The 17,019-nt window shown below is 59.4% G+C and carries 14 protein-coding genes and 6 pseudogenes; 8 read left to right on the top strand and 12 right to left on the bottom strand.

Going from position 1 to position 17,019, the window contains the following annotated elements; translation table 11 throughout:
* Window positions 1–184: 184 nt before the first annotated feature.
* The 4 genes and pseudogenes from ACG873_RS32235 to ACG873_RS32220 all read left to right on the top strand — a co-directional run.
* Window positions 185–336 (top strand): annotated as a pseudogene (locus ACG873_RS32235) (IS110 family transposase); the annotation flags it as partial.
* 104 nt (window positions 337–440) lie between these two features.
* Window positions 441–736, top strand: a pseudogene (locus ACG873_RS32230) (hypothetical protein).
* Between the two features lie 576 nt (window positions 737–1,312).
* Window positions 1,313–2,317 carry an ATP-grasp domain-containing protein gene (locus tag ACG873_RS32225; protein WP_394890038.1) on the top strand — a complete coding sequence of 335 codons (1,005 nt, stop codon included), beginning with the start codon at window positions 1,313–1,315 and terminating at the stop codon, window positions 2,315–2,317.
* A gap of 145 nt (window positions 2,318–2,462) precedes the next feature.
* Entirely contained in the window at window positions 2,463–2,828 is a 366-nt protein-coding gene (locus ACG873_RS32220; RefSeq protein ID WP_394893839.1) for a hypothetical protein, read from the top strand.
* Here ACG873_RS32220 and ACG873_RS32215 read toward each other — a convergent pair.
* Window positions 2,785–2,895 (bottom strand): annotated as a pseudogene (locus ACG873_RS32215) (ATP-binding protein); the annotation flags it as partial. The gene ACG873_RS32220 and the pseudogene ACG873_RS32215 overlap by 44 nt on opposite strands.
* Before the next feature lie 29 nt (window positions 2,896–2,924).
* Here ACG873_RS32215 and ACG873_RS32210 point away from each other — a divergent pair.
* The 3 genes from ACG873_RS32210 (at window position 2,925) to ACG873_RS32200 (ending at window position 5,551) form a co-directional block, all read left to right on the top strand.
* A complete protein-coding gene (locus ACG873_RS32210; protein ID WP_394890036.1) occupies window positions 2,925–3,389 on the top strand; it encodes a DUF5372 family protein in 465 nt (154 codons plus the stop codon).
* A 99-nt stretch (window positions 3,390–3,488) separates the two neighbouring features.
* Window positions 3,489–5,069 (top strand): recombinase family protein, encoded by a 1,581-nt coding sequence (locus ACG873_RS32205; protein WP_394890034.1) that lies wholly within the window; start codon window positions 3,489–3,491, stop codon window positions 5,067–5,069.
* A 122-nt stretch (window positions 5,070–5,191) separates the two neighbouring features.
* Window positions 5,192–5,551, top strand: a complete 360-nt coding sequence (locus tag ACG873_RS32200; protein ID WP_394890032.1) for a hypothetical protein — start codon at window positions 5,192–5,194, stop codon at window positions 5,549–5,551.
* A 235-nt stretch (window positions 5,552–5,786) separates the two neighbouring features.
* On the opposite strand, the gene ACG873_RS32195 is transcribed toward ACG873_RS32200, so the two are convergent.
* Window positions 5,787–6,821, bottom strand: coding sequence for an IS481 family transposase (locus ACG873_RS32195; protein ID WP_394890030.1), 1,035 nt, complete (start codon window positions 6,819–6,821; stop codon window positions 5,787–5,789).
* 120 nt (window positions 6,822–6,941) lie between these two features.
* On the opposite strand from ACG873_RS32195, the pseudogene ACG873_RS32190 reads away from it, so the two are divergent.
* Window positions 6,942–7,943: pseudogene (locus ACG873_RS32190) on the top strand (IS110 family transposase); the annotation flags it as partial.
* 279 nt (window positions 7,944–8,222) lie between these two features.
* On the opposite strand, the pseudogene istB reads toward ACG873_RS32190, so the two are convergent.
* From istB to ACG873_RS32140, 10 genes and pseudogenes are all read right to left on the bottom strand, one after another.
* Window positions 8,223–8,861 (bottom strand): annotated as a pseudogene (gene istB / locus ACG873_RS32185) (IS21-like element helper ATPase IstB); the annotation flags it as partial.
* Between the two features lie 13 nt (window positions 8,862–8,874).
* A pseudogene (gene istA, locus ACG873_RS32180) lies at window positions 8,875–10,402 on the bottom strand (IS21 family transposase).
* Window positions 10,403–10,533: 131 nt separating this feature from the next.
* Window positions 10,534–10,773: a hypothetical protein gene (locus ACG873_RS32175; protein WP_394890029.1), complete on the bottom strand. Its 240-nt coding sequence runs from the start codon at window positions 10,771–10,773 to the stop codon at window positions 10,534–10,536.
* The gene (locus tag ACG873_RS32170) at window positions 10,712–10,933 is read right to left on the bottom strand and encodes a transposase domain-containing protein (protein ID WP_394890028.1); all 222 of its coding nucleotides are present in this window, start codon (window positions 10,931–10,933) and stop codon (window positions 10,712–10,714) included. The genes ACG873_RS32175 and ACG873_RS32170 overlap by 62 nt, the downstream gene beginning before the upstream one ends.
* Window positions 10,934–11,257: 324 nt before the next feature.
* Complete coding sequence (locus ACG873_RS32165) at window positions 11,258–12,076, bottom strand: NAD(P)-binding domain-containing protein (protein ID WP_394890026.1); 819 nt, start codon at window positions 12,074–12,076, stop codon at window positions 11,258–11,260.
* Window positions 12,077–12,505: 429 nt separating this feature from the next.
* Complete coding sequence (locus tag ACG873_RS32160) at window positions 12,506–13,213, bottom strand: ABC transporter ATP-binding protein (protein ID WP_394890024.1); 708 nt, start codon at window positions 13,211–13,213, stop codon at window positions 12,506–12,508.
* On the bottom strand, window positions 13,210–13,968 hold the full coding sequence (locus ACG873_RS32155; RefSeq protein ID WP_394890022.1) for an ABC transporter ATP-binding protein: 759 nt from the start codon (window positions 13,966–13,968) through the stop codon (window positions 13,210–13,212). The genes ACG873_RS32160 and ACG873_RS32155 overlap by 4 nt, the downstream gene beginning before the upstream one ends.
* Window positions 13,965–14,852 carry a branched-chain amino acid ABC transporter permease gene (locus tag ACG873_RS32150; RefSeq protein WP_394890020.1) on the bottom strand — a complete coding sequence of 296 codons (888 nt, stop codon included), beginning with the start codon at window positions 14,850–14,852 and terminating at the stop codon, window positions 13,965–13,967. The genes ACG873_RS32155 and ACG873_RS32150 overlap by 4 nt, the downstream gene beginning before the upstream one ends.
* Window positions 14,852–15,718, bottom strand: coding sequence for a branched-chain amino acid ABC transporter permease (locus ACG873_RS32145; protein WP_394890018.1), 867 nt, complete (start codon window positions 15,716–15,718; stop codon window positions 14,852–14,854). The genes ACG873_RS32150 and ACG873_RS32145 overlap by 1 nt, the downstream gene beginning before the upstream one ends.
* 60 nt (window positions 15,719–15,778) lie before the next feature.
* Window positions 15,779–16,996: an ABC transporter substrate-binding protein gene (locus ACG873_RS32140; RefSeq protein WP_394890016.1), complete on the bottom strand. Its 1,218-nt coding sequence runs from the start codon at window positions 16,994–16,996 to the stop codon at window positions 15,779–15,781.
* Between the last annotated feature and the right edge of the window lie 23 nt (window positions 16,997–17,019).

Here is a 17,019-nt window from a genome sequence, read left to right as displayed (position 1 = left end):
TGATTGGGGTCGGTGAGGTCAAGCTTTTCCTGTCTTTTTCCGGACGATGTCGCCCCGTGGGTCACTCGCTTCTCTTCGCGGTCGACGTTAGGCCGCCGCATGATGTCAGGGTGGACGGCCCCCCGGACGGCATCGATGTGCCAGAATGAGGTCGTTACAGATCTCAACCAAAGGGAGACCGTCCGTGGAACAAATTATTCGTATCGGCATCGACACGTCAAAACACATCTTCCAGCTCCATGGTGTGAACGCAGCTGAGGCGCCGGCGCTGCGCAAAAACTGCGGCGCAAGGAGATGGCGGCGTTCTTTGAGAAGCTGCCGCCGACAGTGGTTGCGAGTTAAGCGCGGCATTACCGGGAAATCAGGTCGCCGCCGCGATTACCCGATGTCCACATATGGAATTGGGCACCTGTTGTCATCACCTGCGCCGAGGCCGCCTGATGGCTACGATCACCTACGTCTTCACCATCGACCACGTCGCGAAAAGCTTGGAGAGGATCCTGAGCTCCCTCAGGCGATCGTCAGCAACGACGACCACCTCTCCTACGGAAGTATCATCGGCGTCTACGATGGCACGGACGAGGCAATCACCACTCTCACTGACGATGGGATTAACGAGCTGAGACAAATGCTCGCTCATGCCCGTCGTTCGACCGACGAATGGAACGACTTCCTCGACAGCTTTGTCGACGACGAAGAGCTCATCGCGCGCATCAAAGCAAAATCACCGCGGTAACAATCGGCCGGTTACTATAGCTGAGGCCATCGAGGGTTTGAAGTGCCTTGGCATGAGAGCCTCGGCCTGAGAGATCGGCCCAACCCTGCGCGGGTTCCTGAGCTTGTGTGAACCAGGCGTGCGGATCGGCTCATTTGTTCGTGGTCTGCAGAAGCCCGGCGATAGTCGCCCAGGTCTGGCCACCACCGGGGCTGCTCACGGAGAGGCATTTATTCTTGAAACGGCAAGCGACCTTCGCTTGCCGTCGTTGTCCCCCTTCCGACAACACCAGATATGTTGTCAGGTTCAAAACACATCACGTCAGTCGCCGGATAACACCTTTTCGAAGTGCAATCAGGAGCTTACAGAGCGAGGATAAGACTGGCACGGGGGTTGCTATTAGGATCCTGCAAGACTGAGTGACGCTGTAGTTAGATCCGAATGTCACAGCGACGGGCAGATCGTCGCGAATGGGCGCCGGTGTCGACGTGATTCCCGAGGCTCCTACTCCATCGTGAGGGCACGATAGCGCTCTCGACGTGATCGGAGGCTGACGTGCAGCTAATTGCCTTTTGGCTATCTATCTAGGAGGACGTAATGAGATTGCTCATGCTGATCAACAGTCTCGATTGCTTAGGTAAAAATGATGCAGTTCTTAGCAGCGCGTTCCGTCGCTTCGGCTGGCAAGTAATTCTCGGCGAGATCAATGCTATTGCGGCAGATGACTACCGCTATTTCACACGAGGAGTGCTCCTACCAGAGAACGCCGAACCGTACTCTCCTGGCTCCGTGGCACCTGGGACTCGAGAGACATATTTTCTTGACGAATGCCAGCTGATCTGGGTCCTAGGTTCGCCCCAAGCCTGCGTGTATCGAGACGTCTGGCGAATGCTGTGGTTGGCTTCCCAACAGACGCCATTTGTTAACAGTATTGAAGGGCTGATGTTTCTAAATAGCAAACATGCAATGGGCTATCTCGTCCCAAAAGAGAACCGAGCATTTTCATATGTCTCGAATGATTTCGAGTCGCTCTGGGAGCGCTATCAGCAGGCCCCAGATCAATGGTGGGTGGCCAAGCCGCCAAATTCCGGATGCGGGCAAAACGTCTTCTTACTTCCTCAACACGGACCAAACGTTCGAACGATCCTCCAATGCCTTACCGGAAACACTGTCGCGCAAAGCCAGATGGATTATGGCGCACTAGGTGGCTTCAAAGCTCAGTATGCAATTCTTCAGAAGTTTATCCCGGAGGTCGCCCAAGGCGAAAAGCGCATCATCGTTACTTGTGGGAAGGTTGTCGCTTGGCATGGTCGGCAAGGTCATCCAAAGGATCACCGATCAAATATAACACAAGGTGGAATGGCGATTCCAGTCGATCTGAATTCCAATGAAATGGAGCTTGCTGAGTTGATTGGCCGAAAGCTGATGGTGCATGGAATCAACTTCGGTGCCATAGATATGGCTTATCCCTACATTATTGAATTCGATCTTGATTTCCCCGGGGGACTATACGCCGCGAAAGTGGTTTCTGGGGTGGACCGCTCGGACCAGGTTGCGAAGCTAGTCATTGCTCGCTTCAAGGAGCATTGGTCTCATGATTAGGCGCAACATACTGTGTCCTAGGCCGCCGATATCGAGAAAATGCGTCATAAGCTGAGACCGGCGCACAGATAGCCCTCGGCGGAGAAGATCGCGGTGCCGTGCGACCACGGCCAGCCGAGACGGTGTCCGACGTAGCTTTGCCGTATTGATCAGCGGCGCGTCGGCGCCGCGCTCGGAGCCGGCGGCCGGCGAAGAGCCAGGGCGCAGCGCGCGCTCCGCCGCATTGTTTGTAACCGGCCGATCAGGACCCGGGATCAAGTTTTGTCGCCGCGACGTCAGACGTCGCGACGTCGCGGCGAACGGTGGCTTTGTGAAGCTCGATACCTTCGCGCAGGTTCTCGATGCCGATTCCGACGAAGCCGCCCCTTTGTTCCGAGATTATTCCGCCCCCGGATTCCGAGATGATCTCGCCCGCTGGGGCTGGGGCTCTGCTGGCGTGATTGTTGTCATTTCGTTCGCATGTGGTGTCAAGCTTTGTTGGGCTGTTTTCGACGCAAGCTTTCGCCTGTGAGGTCGATGCGGTGGGCGTTGTGCACGAGCCGCTCGAGGATGGCGTCGGCGTAGGTCGGGTCACCAAACATCAGAGGCTGCCGCCATTCTCGACGGGGTGGTGTCTCATTTGACGGTCATCGACCCGCGTCACGGCCTAGCGGGTCAGCGTCTGGAGCTGGTGTCGTCCCGTTCTGCGCGCGGTCCGGCTTTCGTTGTTGTTCGACTATCTGACGGACGCCGCCGTTCAATTCGGCGCTCGGTGACCGACCTTGCAGCGGCGTCACCGGAAGAACAAGGCGCTTCGAAAGCGTTGGCCCACATCAACGTGCGAACGCTGCTCACATTGCTGCACCATTTGAACAGCACGTTGGCCTCCCCTATCGAGGAGGTGATTCGCGATGAACATCCAGTCGAGATCTGTATCGTGTCGCGTCCCAGACCCCCACCACCAAAGTTCCGAACCCGAGTATCATCACTCTGCCGAGTCTTTGGCTCAACTTGCCCGTGGAGAGGCAGAAGCAGATCGCGCAGGGCTTCGCGCGGCTTCTCTTGCGGATGCGATCGACGGGCGCGCCGATAGCGGCGGATCGGCATGTTGAGAACGTCGAATAGACCGGACGAGTGCGTCACTGCTGCGCATCGCGGCAAGCTCGCTTACATTTACGTCCGCCAGTCTTCCGTGAACCAGGTGCGGCATCATCAGGAAAGCACGGAACTGCAATACCGCCTCGTCGATCGTGCCGTCGCCCTCGGCTGGCCGCATGAACGCGTGCACGTCATCGATGAAGATCTTGGCAAATCCGGAGCCGGGACCGTTGAGCGGGTGGGCTTCAAGAAGCTGATTGCCGAGATCGGATTGGGCAACGCCGGCCTCGTCATCAGCCTCGACGCGTCCCGGCTTGCCCGCAACAATCGCGACTGGCATCAGCTCCTCGATTTGTGCGCGCTCTTCGGCGTCATCATTGCCGACGGCGAACGTCTCTACGATCCCTGCGCTTACCATGACCGCCTGCTGCTCGGTTTGTCCGGCATCATGAGCGAGGCGGAGTTGCACCAGATCAGGCAGCGCCTCCATCAGGGCGAGCGTCAGAAGGCGGCGCGTGGCGAGCTACGCCTTCCCGTTCCCGCCGGACTGGCTCATGATCGCTCGGGCGAGATCATTCTCAATCCCGATGAGCAGGTGCAGGCGAGGCTCGGCCTGGTCTTCGCCAAGTTCCGCGAGCTTCACAGTGCGCGGGCCGTGATGCGATACCTGCGAAAGAACGATCTGCCACTGCCTGTGCGCCCACTCCTCGGTCCGGCGCCGCACGATGTGGTGTGGCGCGAGGCCGATAGTTCGCGCGTGCTCAGCATTCTCCAAAATCCTGCCTATGCCGGGGCGTATGTCTATGGCCGCAGGCGGGTGGCAGGCGGGCGGATTCGCCATGGCGTTTATCGTCCGAGGACGACCAAGGTCCCCATCGCCGACTGGGAGGTTTGCCTTCAGGCTGCCCATCCTGGTTATATCGGCTGGGAGGAGTTCATGGAGAACCAGAGGCGACTGGCAAACAACATCAATCGCTACGAAGCCGGTCATTCCGGCGTGCCGCGCAAGGGAGCGGCACTGCTGCAGGGCATCGCCGTTTGTGGACGGTGCGGTCGCCGGATGAGCCTGCGCTATAGTGGTCCCGCGGGCGACTACCCCGTCTATACGTGTCGCGCTGACCGCGACCAGGAGGGCGGGCCGCTATGCCAGGAAGTGCGTGCGCTGCCCGTCGATGCGCACGTCGAAAGCATCCTGCTCGAGGCCTTGCGACCGGACAAGATCGTCATCGCCATCGCCGCCCTTGGCCAGATCGAAGAGGAGACGCGTCAGCTTGAGCGGCAGTGGGCGCTGCGGCGCGAGCGGGCGCGCTATGAGGCAGAACGTGCACGGCGCCAATATGATGCGGTCGAGCCTGAGAACCGTCTGGTGGCACGGTCGCTGGAACGCGGCTGGGAAGAGAAGCTTCGCGCCGCCGAGGCGATCGAACAGGATTACGAACGCTGGCGGTCCGACGAGCCCCTGGTCTTGAATGAACCGGATCGCCAGGCGCTGCAAAAGCTGGGCGAAGATCTGCCCGGCATCTGGCACGCCCCTTCAACAACGGCAGCCGAGCGCAAGGGCATCCTGCGCTGCATCATCTGCGAGGTCGTCCTCGACCAGAAGCGCTTTCAGGGTCAGGTCTGGTTCAAGATCCTGTGGCATGTTATCCGGCGTGCAACTTTGCGCGCCGATTGACACTGTGGCAGACGGGAGCGACAAGCGAGCACTCTCTCCAAAGGCGAGTCCACACCTATGGCGACTACATCGATGTGGAGCGGCTGCGGAGCCGTGTGATCCAACTTAACGCCGCGGGCAAAATGGACAAGGAGATCGCGGCGACCTTGAACGCGGAAGGCTTTGTCGCAGCACGCGGCTGCGCGTTCAAAGGTGAGAATGTCTGGCTTCTGCGGACACGTTGGGGCATCCCCACCGTCAAGATCAACGGGACGAGCGCCAATCCCGACCGATGGCCAGATGGAACCTACTCTGTTCAAGGGGCGGCCGCCGCCCTGGGCGTCACACCACAAACCGTCTTCGACTATCTCGCACGCGGCTGGCTCGAGGGGCACCAGCTCACGAAGGGACAGCCGTGGCAAATCGAGCTCTCAGATGACCGGATCAACACGCTGCGGGCGCGGATCGCACGCAACAGGCGATCAAAGAAGGAGGTGGCATGAAAGAGGCCGCGCTTACTGGAAGAACGGATCGCCAAAGATGTTGATGGTGCTCGAGGGACAGTCGCACTTCCTACCTTGCGGCGTACCGTATTGGGGTTTCGAGACTCTCAATAACGGAGGAAGTGCGACCGTGCCTTACGATTATCACATCGGCGTGGATTACCACAAATTGTAGAAGTTTGCACTTGATCGGACAGTTGGCGTCAGAATGGTCCGTTTTGCCTGTCCGATGGGATCAGGCAGCGATCATTTTCTCCTTCGCCAGCGGGGCCGTGTCAAGGAAGGTCTGCATCGGCGTCTTGCCGAAGCACCAGCGGCCCTGATGCGGGCGCTCCTCATTGTAACTTCCGACCCATTCATCCAGATCGGCCTGCAGCTCCTCGATCGAGCCGTAGATCTTTTTCCTGAAGGCGACCCGGTAGAACTCGTCCAGCACCGTCTTGTGGAACCGTTCAACGATGCCATTGGTCTGCGGGTTCTTGGTCTTGGTGCGGGAATGATCCACGTCCTCGAGCGCCAGATAGAGCTCGTACTCGTGATGTTCGGGATTGCCGCAATATTCGGTGCCGCGGTCGGTCAGCACCCGGCTTAGCTTCACGTCGTGGGCGTCGAAGAACGGCACCACGCGGTCGTTGAGGAGATCGGCGGCGGTGATCGGCGTCTTGCGGTCATAGAGCTTGGCGAAGGCGACCTTCGAATAGGTGTCGAGGAAGGTCTGCTGATAGATGCGTCCCACCCCCTTCATGTTGCCGACATAGAAGGTGTCCTGGCCGCCGCAATAGCCCGGGCATTCACTCTCGAACTCACCATGCGCCTCCTTGTCCAGCTTGGCCTTTTCCAGCGCCGCCAATTGGCTCTCGGTGAGCACGATACCGTCTTGGGCGACCTTCGCTTCCAGCGCCTTCAGCCGCTTCTTCATCGTCTCCAGATCGTGACGCTGCCACACCCCGCGCACGCCCGATGGCGAGACCGAGTGGCCGAGCTTGCGCATTTCGTTGGCGATGCGGGTCTGTCCATAGGCGGGATATTCCAGCGTCAGCTCGAGGATGATCGCCTCGACCTCCGGCGGCGTGCGGTTGGCCAACAGCGGCTTCCTGCGCGTCAGTTCCTGCAGCGCCAGTTCGCCGCCGGTCTCGTAAAGCTCCTTGAAGCGGTAGAAGCTGTCGCGCGAATAGCCCATCATCTTGCAGGCTTGGCTGACATTGCCGAGCTGTTTGGCCAGCTCCAGCAGCCCCACCTTGGCGCGGATGATCTTTTGGTCCTTGGTCATGCTCAGTGTCCTTTCTAACGCCGAGGCCGGGCGCTGCGAACCCTGACCACTCCGCGCCCGGCCTCGGCTCAAGCTTCAGCCTTAAGACACCGTCTGTCAGATAAAGTTTAAACTTTTACACACAAATCCTACAGCCGTCTCGTCGTTCAGGATGGAACCGGGCGAACGCTGCGCTCGGGGCGGGTCAAGAACGACCGCCATTCGATCGCGGCGTTTTTGGATCGCTACAGGGACAACTCCCATGCTGTCGTCGAGGCCACCCGCAACTGGATGGTCATCTACGACTGGCTCGCCCACCCTTTGAAGGTGAAGGCGATCGCCGACGCCAAGATCAAGACGGACAAGATCGACGCGACGGTGCTGGCGCATTTGCTGCGAGCCGATCTTGTTCCCGAAGCCTGGGCGCCGAGCGAACAAGCGCGGGAACTGCGCCTGGCGCTACGCGAGCGTATGTTTTACGTGCGGCTGCGCACCATGGTGAAGAACCGCGTCGTCACAGTCTTCGACCGCTATCCGGAGCAGACGGTCCGGCTCAAGAAGCTCGCCGATCTGTTCGGCAAGACCGGGCGCAAGCAATTGGCGGAATTGCCTGTCTCGCCGATCGATCGCATCCAGATCGACCGCAGCCTCGCCTTCGTCGACGACATCAATGCGCGGATTAAACAGTCGGAAGCGACGATCCGGGCGCTAACGCGAGAGAACACCAATGTGAAGCTGCTGAAGACAATTCCCGGCATCGGGGAATTCTTCGCCCGACTGATCGACGCCGAGATCGACGATATCCGCCGTTTCCGCTCGGCCAAGAAACTTGCCGCCTATGCCGGCCTTGTCCCGTCAACCTATGCGAGCGGTGGCAAGACTTACCATGGCAAGATCATCAAGCAGGGCAACAAATGGCTGCGCTGGGCTTTTGTCGAAGCGATTGGTCCAGCCGTCGCCACCGATCCGCAACTGAGAGAACAATATGAGCGCCTGAAGCCCCACGGCACCAACAAGGCCAGGGTGGCGATAGCGCGAAAACTATTGACGATCGCATTCCAGCTCCTGCGCGAGCAGCGCCCTTACGAACAGCGCGGCCACAACGGGCAAGGATGCGCGTCAACGATATCCCGGCTGTCCTGATGATGCTCTAGCGAGCCTGGCAGTGCCGGGCTGCGCTCCTGAAGGAGAATAGGAAGCCGGGAGCCGAACGCCACTATGTGACCGAAGCCAGAGACAAACGGCATCAGGGTCACGGATTGGAGAATGGTTCGAGAACCGAAGGACGCCAGTCCAGCGGACGGTGGAGATTTAGCCGACCAGCCACAGTGCCGGTCAAAACGCAACCGAACCCAAGGAAATCCGCCAGGTGGACGCGATTAGCCCCCTTGAGTTCTTTCATTGGAGGCATCATGACAACTTCGGTTCGCCGATGACGTCGTGCCAGTGTTGTACGGGGATTTGGCTGGTGACGATTGTGGAAGCGCGGCCATGGCGATCATCGAGGATTTCGAGGAGGTCGTGACGGGCCTGGTCGTCGAGCGGCTCCAGGCCCCAATCGTCAAGGATCAACAACTGGACGCTACCGAGCTTGCGTGTGAACCGCGCGTAGCGGCCATCGCCGCGGGCGAGCGCCAGATTGGCGAACAGGCGCGGCACGCGCTGATAGAGAACGGAGCGATCGTCGCGGCAGGCCTTGTGGCCAAGCGCGCAGGCCAGCCAACTTTTGCCGACGCCTGACGGCCCGCAAATGGCCAGATTGTCATGGGCGTCGATCCAGTCGCCGGCGATGAGCTTGAGGAACAGAGGGCGCTCCAGGCCGCGCTCTGAGCGATAGTCGACATCCTCGGGGGCTGCCTGATGGCGCAGCTTGGCAAAGCGCAGGCGGGCGGCGAGCTTGCGGTCGTAGCGCGAGCTCCATTCCCGGTCGATGACCAGGCCGAGCCATTCGGCGTGACTGAGCTGTTCGGCCTCGCCATTGGCGGCCAGTTCGTCGAATGCCCGGGCCATGCCGGTTAAGCCCATGGCGTTCAGCCGGTCGAGGGTGGGATGGGTAAGCATGTCGTTCTCCTTCTCAGTGGTAGTAGCGGGGACCACGGATGTTGGGGTGGTCGATCGGCTTGGCCGACCGTCGTGGGCGACGCCGGCCCCCGGTCGAGACGGTTGTCGAGGATGGAGCGCACCGAGCCGTAGGTCCGCGCGCCGATCTCGAGCGCGCGGCCGCAGGCGGCATTGACCCTTTCCCGGCCAAAGCCCCTGGCCAGGCGGATGATGCCCAGGCAGGCGCGGAAGCCCTGCTCGGGGTGCGGCCGATCGGCCAGGATCTTCTCGACGAGCAGCGCCGCGTCGGAGCCGATGGCTGAGGCTTCCCGGCTGATCCGCTCGATCGTCCAGTCGGCGAAGCGCCGATGCGTGGACGGCATGTGCTCGGGCACGGTGCTGTGCTTTCCGTTGCCGCTGGAGCGCCGGTGGACAGCGATCCGCTCGCCCTTGCGGAACAGCTCGATGGTGTTGGCCGTGATGCGCGCTTCGACCTGTTCGCGCGCGAAGCGCCAGGGGACCGAGTAATAGTGCCGGTCGATCTCGACATGATAGTCGAGGCCGGCGCGGCGGATGCGCCATTCGGCGTAGACATAGCGCTCGGCCGGCAGTGCACGTAATGCCGGACGGTCGACCTCCTCGAACAATTGCCGCCGGGTCCGGCCGACGCGGCGCAGCACCCGGCGATCGTTCAGATCGGTCATCAGCGCGCCGATCGCGGCGTTGACCTCGGCCAAGCTGTAGAAGACACGGTGGCGCAGCCGGCCCAGAAGCCAGCGCTCCACAATCCGCACCGCAGCCTCGACTTTCGCCTTGTCGCGCGGTCGCCGCGGCCGGGCTGGCAAAACCGAGCTGCCGTAATGCGCCGCCATCTCGCCATACGAGCGGTTGACCTGCGGGTCGTAGAGGCAGGCCTTGATCACCGCCACCTTGGCGTTGTCGGGAACAAGCAGCGCCGGCGCGCCGCCGAAGGTCTCCACCGCATGAACGTGGCATTCCACCCAGTCCGCCAGCGCCTCTCCCCAGCGTGCCTCGGCAAAAGACAGGCTCGAAGCGCCCAGCACCGCGACAAAGATATGTGCCGCCCGCGTCTTGCCGGTCCGCCGGTCAATCACCACCGGGACCGTGTCGCCGGCATAGTCGACGAACAGCTTTTCCCCGGCACCATGGTTCTGCCGCATCGTGACCGGCAGATTGGCTGCCCAGCCCCGGTAAAGATCGCAGAAACGGCTGTAGCGGTAACCGTCCGGGTGGCGCTCGATGTATTCGTCCCAGAGGACCTGCAGCGTCACATGCTTACGCTTCAGCTCCCGGTGGACCTCCGCCCAGTCCGGCTCCGGCGCGCGGCGATGGCCCGTCTTGGTGCCCGCCGCCTTGTAGAGCGCGACCTCCAGAACCGCGTCGCTGACCTCCTCGCCAAGCGGCCAGGAAAGTCCTGCCACCTCCGCACGCCGCAGCGTCTCGCGCACCGTCGAGGGCGCTGCCCCCACCCGATACGAGATCGCCTTGTGGCCAAGCCCCTCCAAAAATCGATATCTCAAAATCTCGCGGACACGCCGCATGCTCAGTCTCTCCGCCGCCATCTCGGTCCTTTCCTCGGCAACCCAAAGGAAGAGAACCTTCAACCGGCAGAGCACCCGGGCCCAACCATCCACCTCTCACGGGGCGGAATAATCTCGGAATCAGGGGGCGGTTAATTCTCGGAATGAGGGGGCGGCATCATTTCGGAATCCCGGGGGCGGCATGCCTCGGAATCTGCATTCTCCAGGCCAAAGTCGGTGAAGGCCGGGGTATAGGCGTCGCCGATCCCATGGACACCGATCACGCCGTCCTCAGGCTCCATCTCAATGCTGATCTCATGCAGCAGGTCCTCATCCTCGCCCGGGAGTTCGGCGACACGAGCCAGCGTGAGTACGTGCGCAATCCCCGCCATGATCGGGCCGCCTGATCCTGAGGGACAGCCATGGGCTTCCAGTTCCAGGGCAGAAGTCATCAAGCCGGTTGATCTCGTGATCGTTGATCCGCCCGAGCGCATCTGCGAGGCAATCGTGTGGATTGAGGCCGCAGAGTTTAGCCGTCTCGATCAGGGTCATGGCGTGGGCAACGATCTCGCCGCCGGCATCCGATCAAGGCTTCATGATGCTGTTCCACTTCCTTGCGAGCGCTATCGGGATTGAGGCAGGGAGAGGCTCCGACGGAGCGCAGGCGCCATTCCCATGGCCTGGCTGCGCTGGACCGCGGGACGTGCAATACGCGATGAAGGCACCCTCACGCACCCGTTGCCAACGTATAAACCCGAACAGATCGGCAGCTTCGCGGCGCTGAGATGAGGCTGAGCCAAGGCAGACGGTCGGCGCGATTCCCGGGCTTAGAGTGGCTCGCACCTTGTATGTTGGCCGCTTTCAGATTTCCACGCGTCATCGCAAGCGCGCCATACGCTTTAACATCAACTCAACAATCCCCAAAAGCTGACCGCTAATCTGCTCTTGATGGCGGAGCGCCACCTCTGTTACTCCACCAGGCGTCGCCCTGTCTCTTTCGACTTGTCGCGAGCCCTCGCTAATGCCAAGTGATCGCCTCGCCAATTCGTTGAAAACGATGCGCTCCAGCTCCTCCTTGAATTGACTCGGGAGCCCATTAGCCTCGAGGCTCACCTCAACTGTTCTCGAAATGGCCGACTTGAGAAGCGTCAGAAGCGGGCCAGCGAGAAGCGAAGTAAGATCATAAAGGTTCTCTTCGTCGATCCACACCACAGGTCCCAGTAACTCTAAAACCGCCTTTGCGACATCAACCCGGGAATCACGCAATGCGTATGCGTCCAAAAGTCCGACGGATGTGATGTCTCCACCAGCTTGTGGGATTCCCGGACTCAGTCGAAGAACTAGCGCTTGTGGGAATGCCTCTCGCACGCATCGGACGGATGTGTCTATTCCCATTGCGCATACGACGCCATCGAAGTTGCGTAACCGTTGGCGTGAAGAGAGTTGGAGAAGAGCTTGATTAGGAATGGCCGAAAGCAAAACGTACGACTTTGCAATTGTATCAAAATCCACGGCACCGCAGGCTTCTCCGCCCTGGGGGATCAACTGATCACCGCGCTCGTGCCTTCGGCTCCAGAGGGGTACATTTGCCCCTGTAGACCCCAATCGACTTGCGAGTGCGGAGCCAAGCCTTCCTGCACCTAAGATGCCCACACGGTTCAAGTATTCGTCGACACTGGCGTCGGTTTTGATCATCGGAAAAGCCTCGTAGGTATGAAGTGAAGAGTGAGAGTCCAGTTAAGTCGATGAGCACTCCGCGGCACTGGGCGGGATACAGCGCTATCGCAGGCGACCCAGCCAGTTTTGGAGTCGGCTGCTGGGTAAGACCAGGAAGCCCCTGTAGTCCGACCCGCCGCACTTGTGTGTGTAACTTCAGTTTGTCATTCGCCGTACCGGTCGAGCGCCAAGGCGTGGTTTTCGGCCCGAGATGGCGCGGAGGCCGGACCGAATAAGTCGGGTGCGCCAATGGCGGCGGCAATGATCGGACCGACCCAGCGATTCAATGTTACTCCCCCTTCATATTTGGGACCGCGATGACCGCTGCGGCATGTCTGTCACGTTCATCAGGAGCGCAGCAAACGTACCCCCGATGAACGTTCCCGTTAGATTGACAGGCGATTTCAGTTAGGGGGAATAGTGCCCAAGGTAGAGGTCAGCGGCCTTCTCGTTGCTCAGCAGCTCGGACGCCGGCCCTTCCATGGCAATCCTCCCACCGTCCATGATGGCTCCTCGATCGGAGATCGCCAGCGCCTGACGGGCGCGCTGCTCAATCAGCAGGATACTAGTTCCATCGGACGCCAAGCTCGCAATGCGAGCGAAGCTGTCCGCCACGAGCGTGGGAGAAAGCGCCGCTGTTGGCTCATCCAGCACGACGACCTTAGGCCGTGTCATCAATGCACGCGCATAAGCAAGCTGTTGCCGCTCACCACCCGAGAGACGTCCAGCCCGTGAGCGCTTGCGCTCGGCCAAGGCGGGGAAGAGGCGGAACATTTCCCCGATCCGGGCATTGCGATCCTGCACGCCTTTGACGACTTCAAGGTTCTCGGTGATCGTGAGTGAGGGAAATATGTTGGCGACTTGCGGCACATAGCCGATACCATTCTGCGCCCGACTTTCGGGTGCCATGAATGTGATATCCTTACCCCCAAGCCGAACGGATCCACGGACGCGCGGCAGCAGTCCCACGATGGCTTTTGCGACAGTCGACTTACCGGCTCCGTTTGTTCCAGCAATCGTCAGGATTTCACCTTGATTGAGCACCAAGTCGATTCCGTTCAGAATGTCGACCTCGCTATAGCCACCCTTGAGGCCCTCGACAGTCAGAACCGTCATGATGTACCTCCTAGGTAGGCTTCACGCACCTGATTATTCGACAGCACATCGGCGGGTACTCCGGAGGCGATAAGACGGCCACGGTCCATCACGTGCAATGTCGTGACTAAACGCGTCAGGGCGCCTAAGTCATGCTCAATGATGAGAAAGCCAAGCCCCTGCGCATTCAATTCTCGAATACGCTCTGCGATCTCCTCAATCAGCACGGGATTGACGCCCGCGAAGGGTTCATCCAACAAGATCAGTCTCGCGCCGGTCATAAGTGCGCGTCCGAGTTCCACCAGCTTCTTCTGTCCACCAGAGAGGCGGCCTGCAGGCGTGTCTGCGATGGGAGACAGTCGAAGGAAATCGAGCATGGCGTCGACGTCGCGAGATATCTTTTCTTCCTCAGCCCGAATGCGACCCGGACTGAATATGAGATTGACGAGACTTTCGCCACTTTGCTTCGGTACGGCCGCCATGAGGTTCTGTCGGACGGTAAGGTAACTGAATTCCCGAGGCACCTGGAAGGTCCGCACCATGCCTGTCTGAGCTCGTTCGGCGGGGGCAAGATGTCCAACCGGCTTGTCATCCAGGCGCACCTGTCCCTCGGTCGCGTTCAAGAAGCCGGTTACGAGGGAGAACAGCGTCGATTTTCCCGCGCCATTGGGGCCGATCACCCCGACAATATCCCCGTTTGGCACCGTGAAAGATACATTGTCTACCACGCGCAGTCCGCCGTAGACCTTTGTGAGACCCTCGATTGCAAGTATCATCGCTTCGTGAAATCCCCCATGAGGCCCTGCGGGCGGTAGAGCATGAAGAGTACCAGGGTCAGACCGATTACGCCGAGGCGAATACTCGTCATTTCGACTTCTGAAACAAACGGAATCACGTCACGCAAAAAACGGGATCCTTCCATGAGGACCATGAAGATAGTCGTGCCGACGAGGGCACCGAGGGTGTGTCCGACACCACCGATGATAATCGCCATCCAAACGTAAAACGTGATAAGGGGAATGAACATCTCAGGCTCTATGAAGCCGATGTAGTGAGCGTAAAATCCTCCAGCCACGCCAGCAAGCGCGGCTCCGAGCGCTAGGACCTGGATCTTGAAACGAGCCGGATCCTTACCAAGAGCCTTCACGGCATCCTCGTTGTCGCGGATCGCTTCGATCATGCGTCCAAAGGGCGAGCGCGCGATTCGGAACTTCGCGAGACCTGCCAGCACATTGACCGCGATAAGTACAATCAACACCGCGAAAGACTGCGCCTGGCCGGTACCCATGAACCCCATCAGTTTCGGGATGCCCGTGATGCCCTGTACTCCGTTCGTCAACCAGCCTTCGCTTGTGACGATGATCCTCACAACCTCTGAAAATCCGAGTGACACGATGGCAAAGTAATCGCTCTGTAGCCTCAGACTGACCAATCCAAGAGGCCAAGCGGCAAGCGCAGCAAGGGCGGCGGCCGCTAGAAATGAGATCGGCCAAGGAATCCCAACCTGAGCCATTAAGGCAGCTGTATAGGCGCCGATGCAAAAGAAACCGACATGACCAAAATTAATGATGCCGGTAAGGCCGTATTGCAGGTTCAGGCCAAGTCCCAGAAGGACGTAGATTGCGGTGATGATCCCGATTGCGATAAAGTAGGCTTCCATCAACGAGCTCCCTCAGTCTGCCCGAACAAGCCCGCCGGCCGTACCAGCAGCACAATCAACAGCACGACGAATGAAATCGCTATCTTATACGTGAAGCCAACAAATGGAGTGGCAACCTCCTGCAGAGTACCCAAGAGGAGTCCCGCACAGATAGCGCCGATTGGATTCCCTATACCGCCCAGAATTGCAGCCGCGAAAGCTGGTATCAACATGTCCCAGCCCATTTCCGGAGTGACAACCGTCTTAATGCCATACATCACGCCCGCAACGCCCGAAACCGCACCGGCCAATGCCCAGAGTGCGACCATCACCTGAGTCGGAGAGATACCGGAGACTTGTGCAAGTCCGGGGTTATCGGCAACAGCGCGCATGCGTCGACCGATGGGCGTCGCATATAAGATCGAGAACACTACAGCCAACGTTATAGCCGCGACGATTGCCGAATAGACGTCAATCGGTTGAATGCGGATGTCAAAGAGACGCCACGGACGAACAAGCGGGAGTTGGAAAACCTCTTGCTGATGTCCGAAAGTCAAGGCAACGACTGCGCGGATGAAGAAGGCCACGCCTATGGAGGCGAGAAGATTTGCCACCTTGGTTCTGCCGGCCAGTTTCCGGAACACCAGAACATACATAGCCATGCCAACCCCGGCGCTCACAATTGCGCTAACAACGCCGCCAACGATGACCAACCCTGTGGTGCCGGATATGCCCAACGCAACAAAAGCCCCCGCCGTCATCATGTCCCCTGTGGCGGCGTTGGGAAACCGCGCGATGCCAAATACTAGGGTAATGGCAAGTGCGGCCAGACCAACGACCATACCCGAGATGAGGCCGCCGATGAGAAGTTCAACAAAGAATATCATCACAACTCCATAAAGGAGGGGCGCGGCGACCTAAACTGCTTCGCCCCTCCCTCGCAGACTTCAGATCTTGATCACGTACTCTCGGCGTGCCTCGCCATTTGAGACTACCGAAACGTCAAAATCAGGCAGGACGTCTGCGTGCTCGTTGAAGTCGACCGATGACGAGGCGCCATCATAATTCACCTCGCCGGTTTTAAGTACTTCTTTGCCTTCAGCGAAACTGGAGACCTGCTTTCCAGGAGGGTTTGCGATCTCTCTAATCTTTGCGTTGATCTGCGCGACATCGGCGTTCGGCCCGGCTGCTTCCATTGCCAACGCGAGAACAATGACCATATCCCACGCCATCGCAGCATAGATGTTGGTTGTCCCTGGTTGGTTCATTGCCTTACGGTAGGCGGCATCGAAACTCTGATACGCGGTCGACGTTTCAGCGGAGATTGAGTTCACCACGAACAGGCCCTCGCTGGCGTCTGGGCCGATGGCGTTAAACAGATCTGGACCGGCTGCATGACCTGGGAGGAACCACTTCTGAGTTTCACCCGTCTGGAACCACTCGCGCAAAATTATGGTTGTATCTGGCAAATAGGAACCGGCCACAATGACGTCGGGGTCGGCGGCAAGCACCCGCTGAAGCTCCGACCGGTAACTGGGCTGTTTCGGCTCATAGACGACAGTCTCGACGACCTCGCCGCCCTTTTCTTCCCAGGCCTTGCGGAACCCTTCTACGATGCCAAGGGCAGAGGCATTGTTGAAGGCCATTGTCGCGGGGCGTTTGAAGCCTTGACGCTCGCAGGCCTCGGCGAAAGCTTTGCCGAACCCATCACCTGTAGTATTGAAACGGTACACGAGGCCCTTCGAATTGATCGAAGGGCTAGTGATTTCGGGAGCGCCGGAGGTGCACATGAGAAGGATATTGGCATCGTTCGCCAATGGAATTGTCGCGAGCACCGCACCCGACGACCACATACCTACGAGAGCGTTCACCTTGTCGATCTCGATGAGTTTCTTAGCCACAAGGACTGCTTCTTGAGGCTGGCTTTGGTAGTCGTCGGCCACCACTTCGATCATGCGCCCTCCGGCGCCGCCCGCGGCGTTAACCTCGTCCACCGCTGCCAAAATCATCTTCTGCATGCCCGTACCGTAAGGAGCACCTGCTCCAGTGATCGGATTTAGAGCGGCAATGCGGAAAGGTTGATTTGCTTGGGCAAAACCTTTACCGGCCGACGCAAGGAACGTGGCGCTCGCCATGGTTGCTAGTATCTGTCTGCGGTTCATCATGTTATTCCCCTTTTTTTCTGTTT

The organism is Allomesorhizobium aridi (assembly GCF_043769475.1).
Taxonomy (GTDB): domain Bacteria; phylum Pseudomonadota; class Alphaproteobacteria; order Rhizobiales; family Rhizobiaceae; genus Allomesorhizobium.
This window is presented reverse-complemented; position numbering and strand designations above follow the sequence as displayed.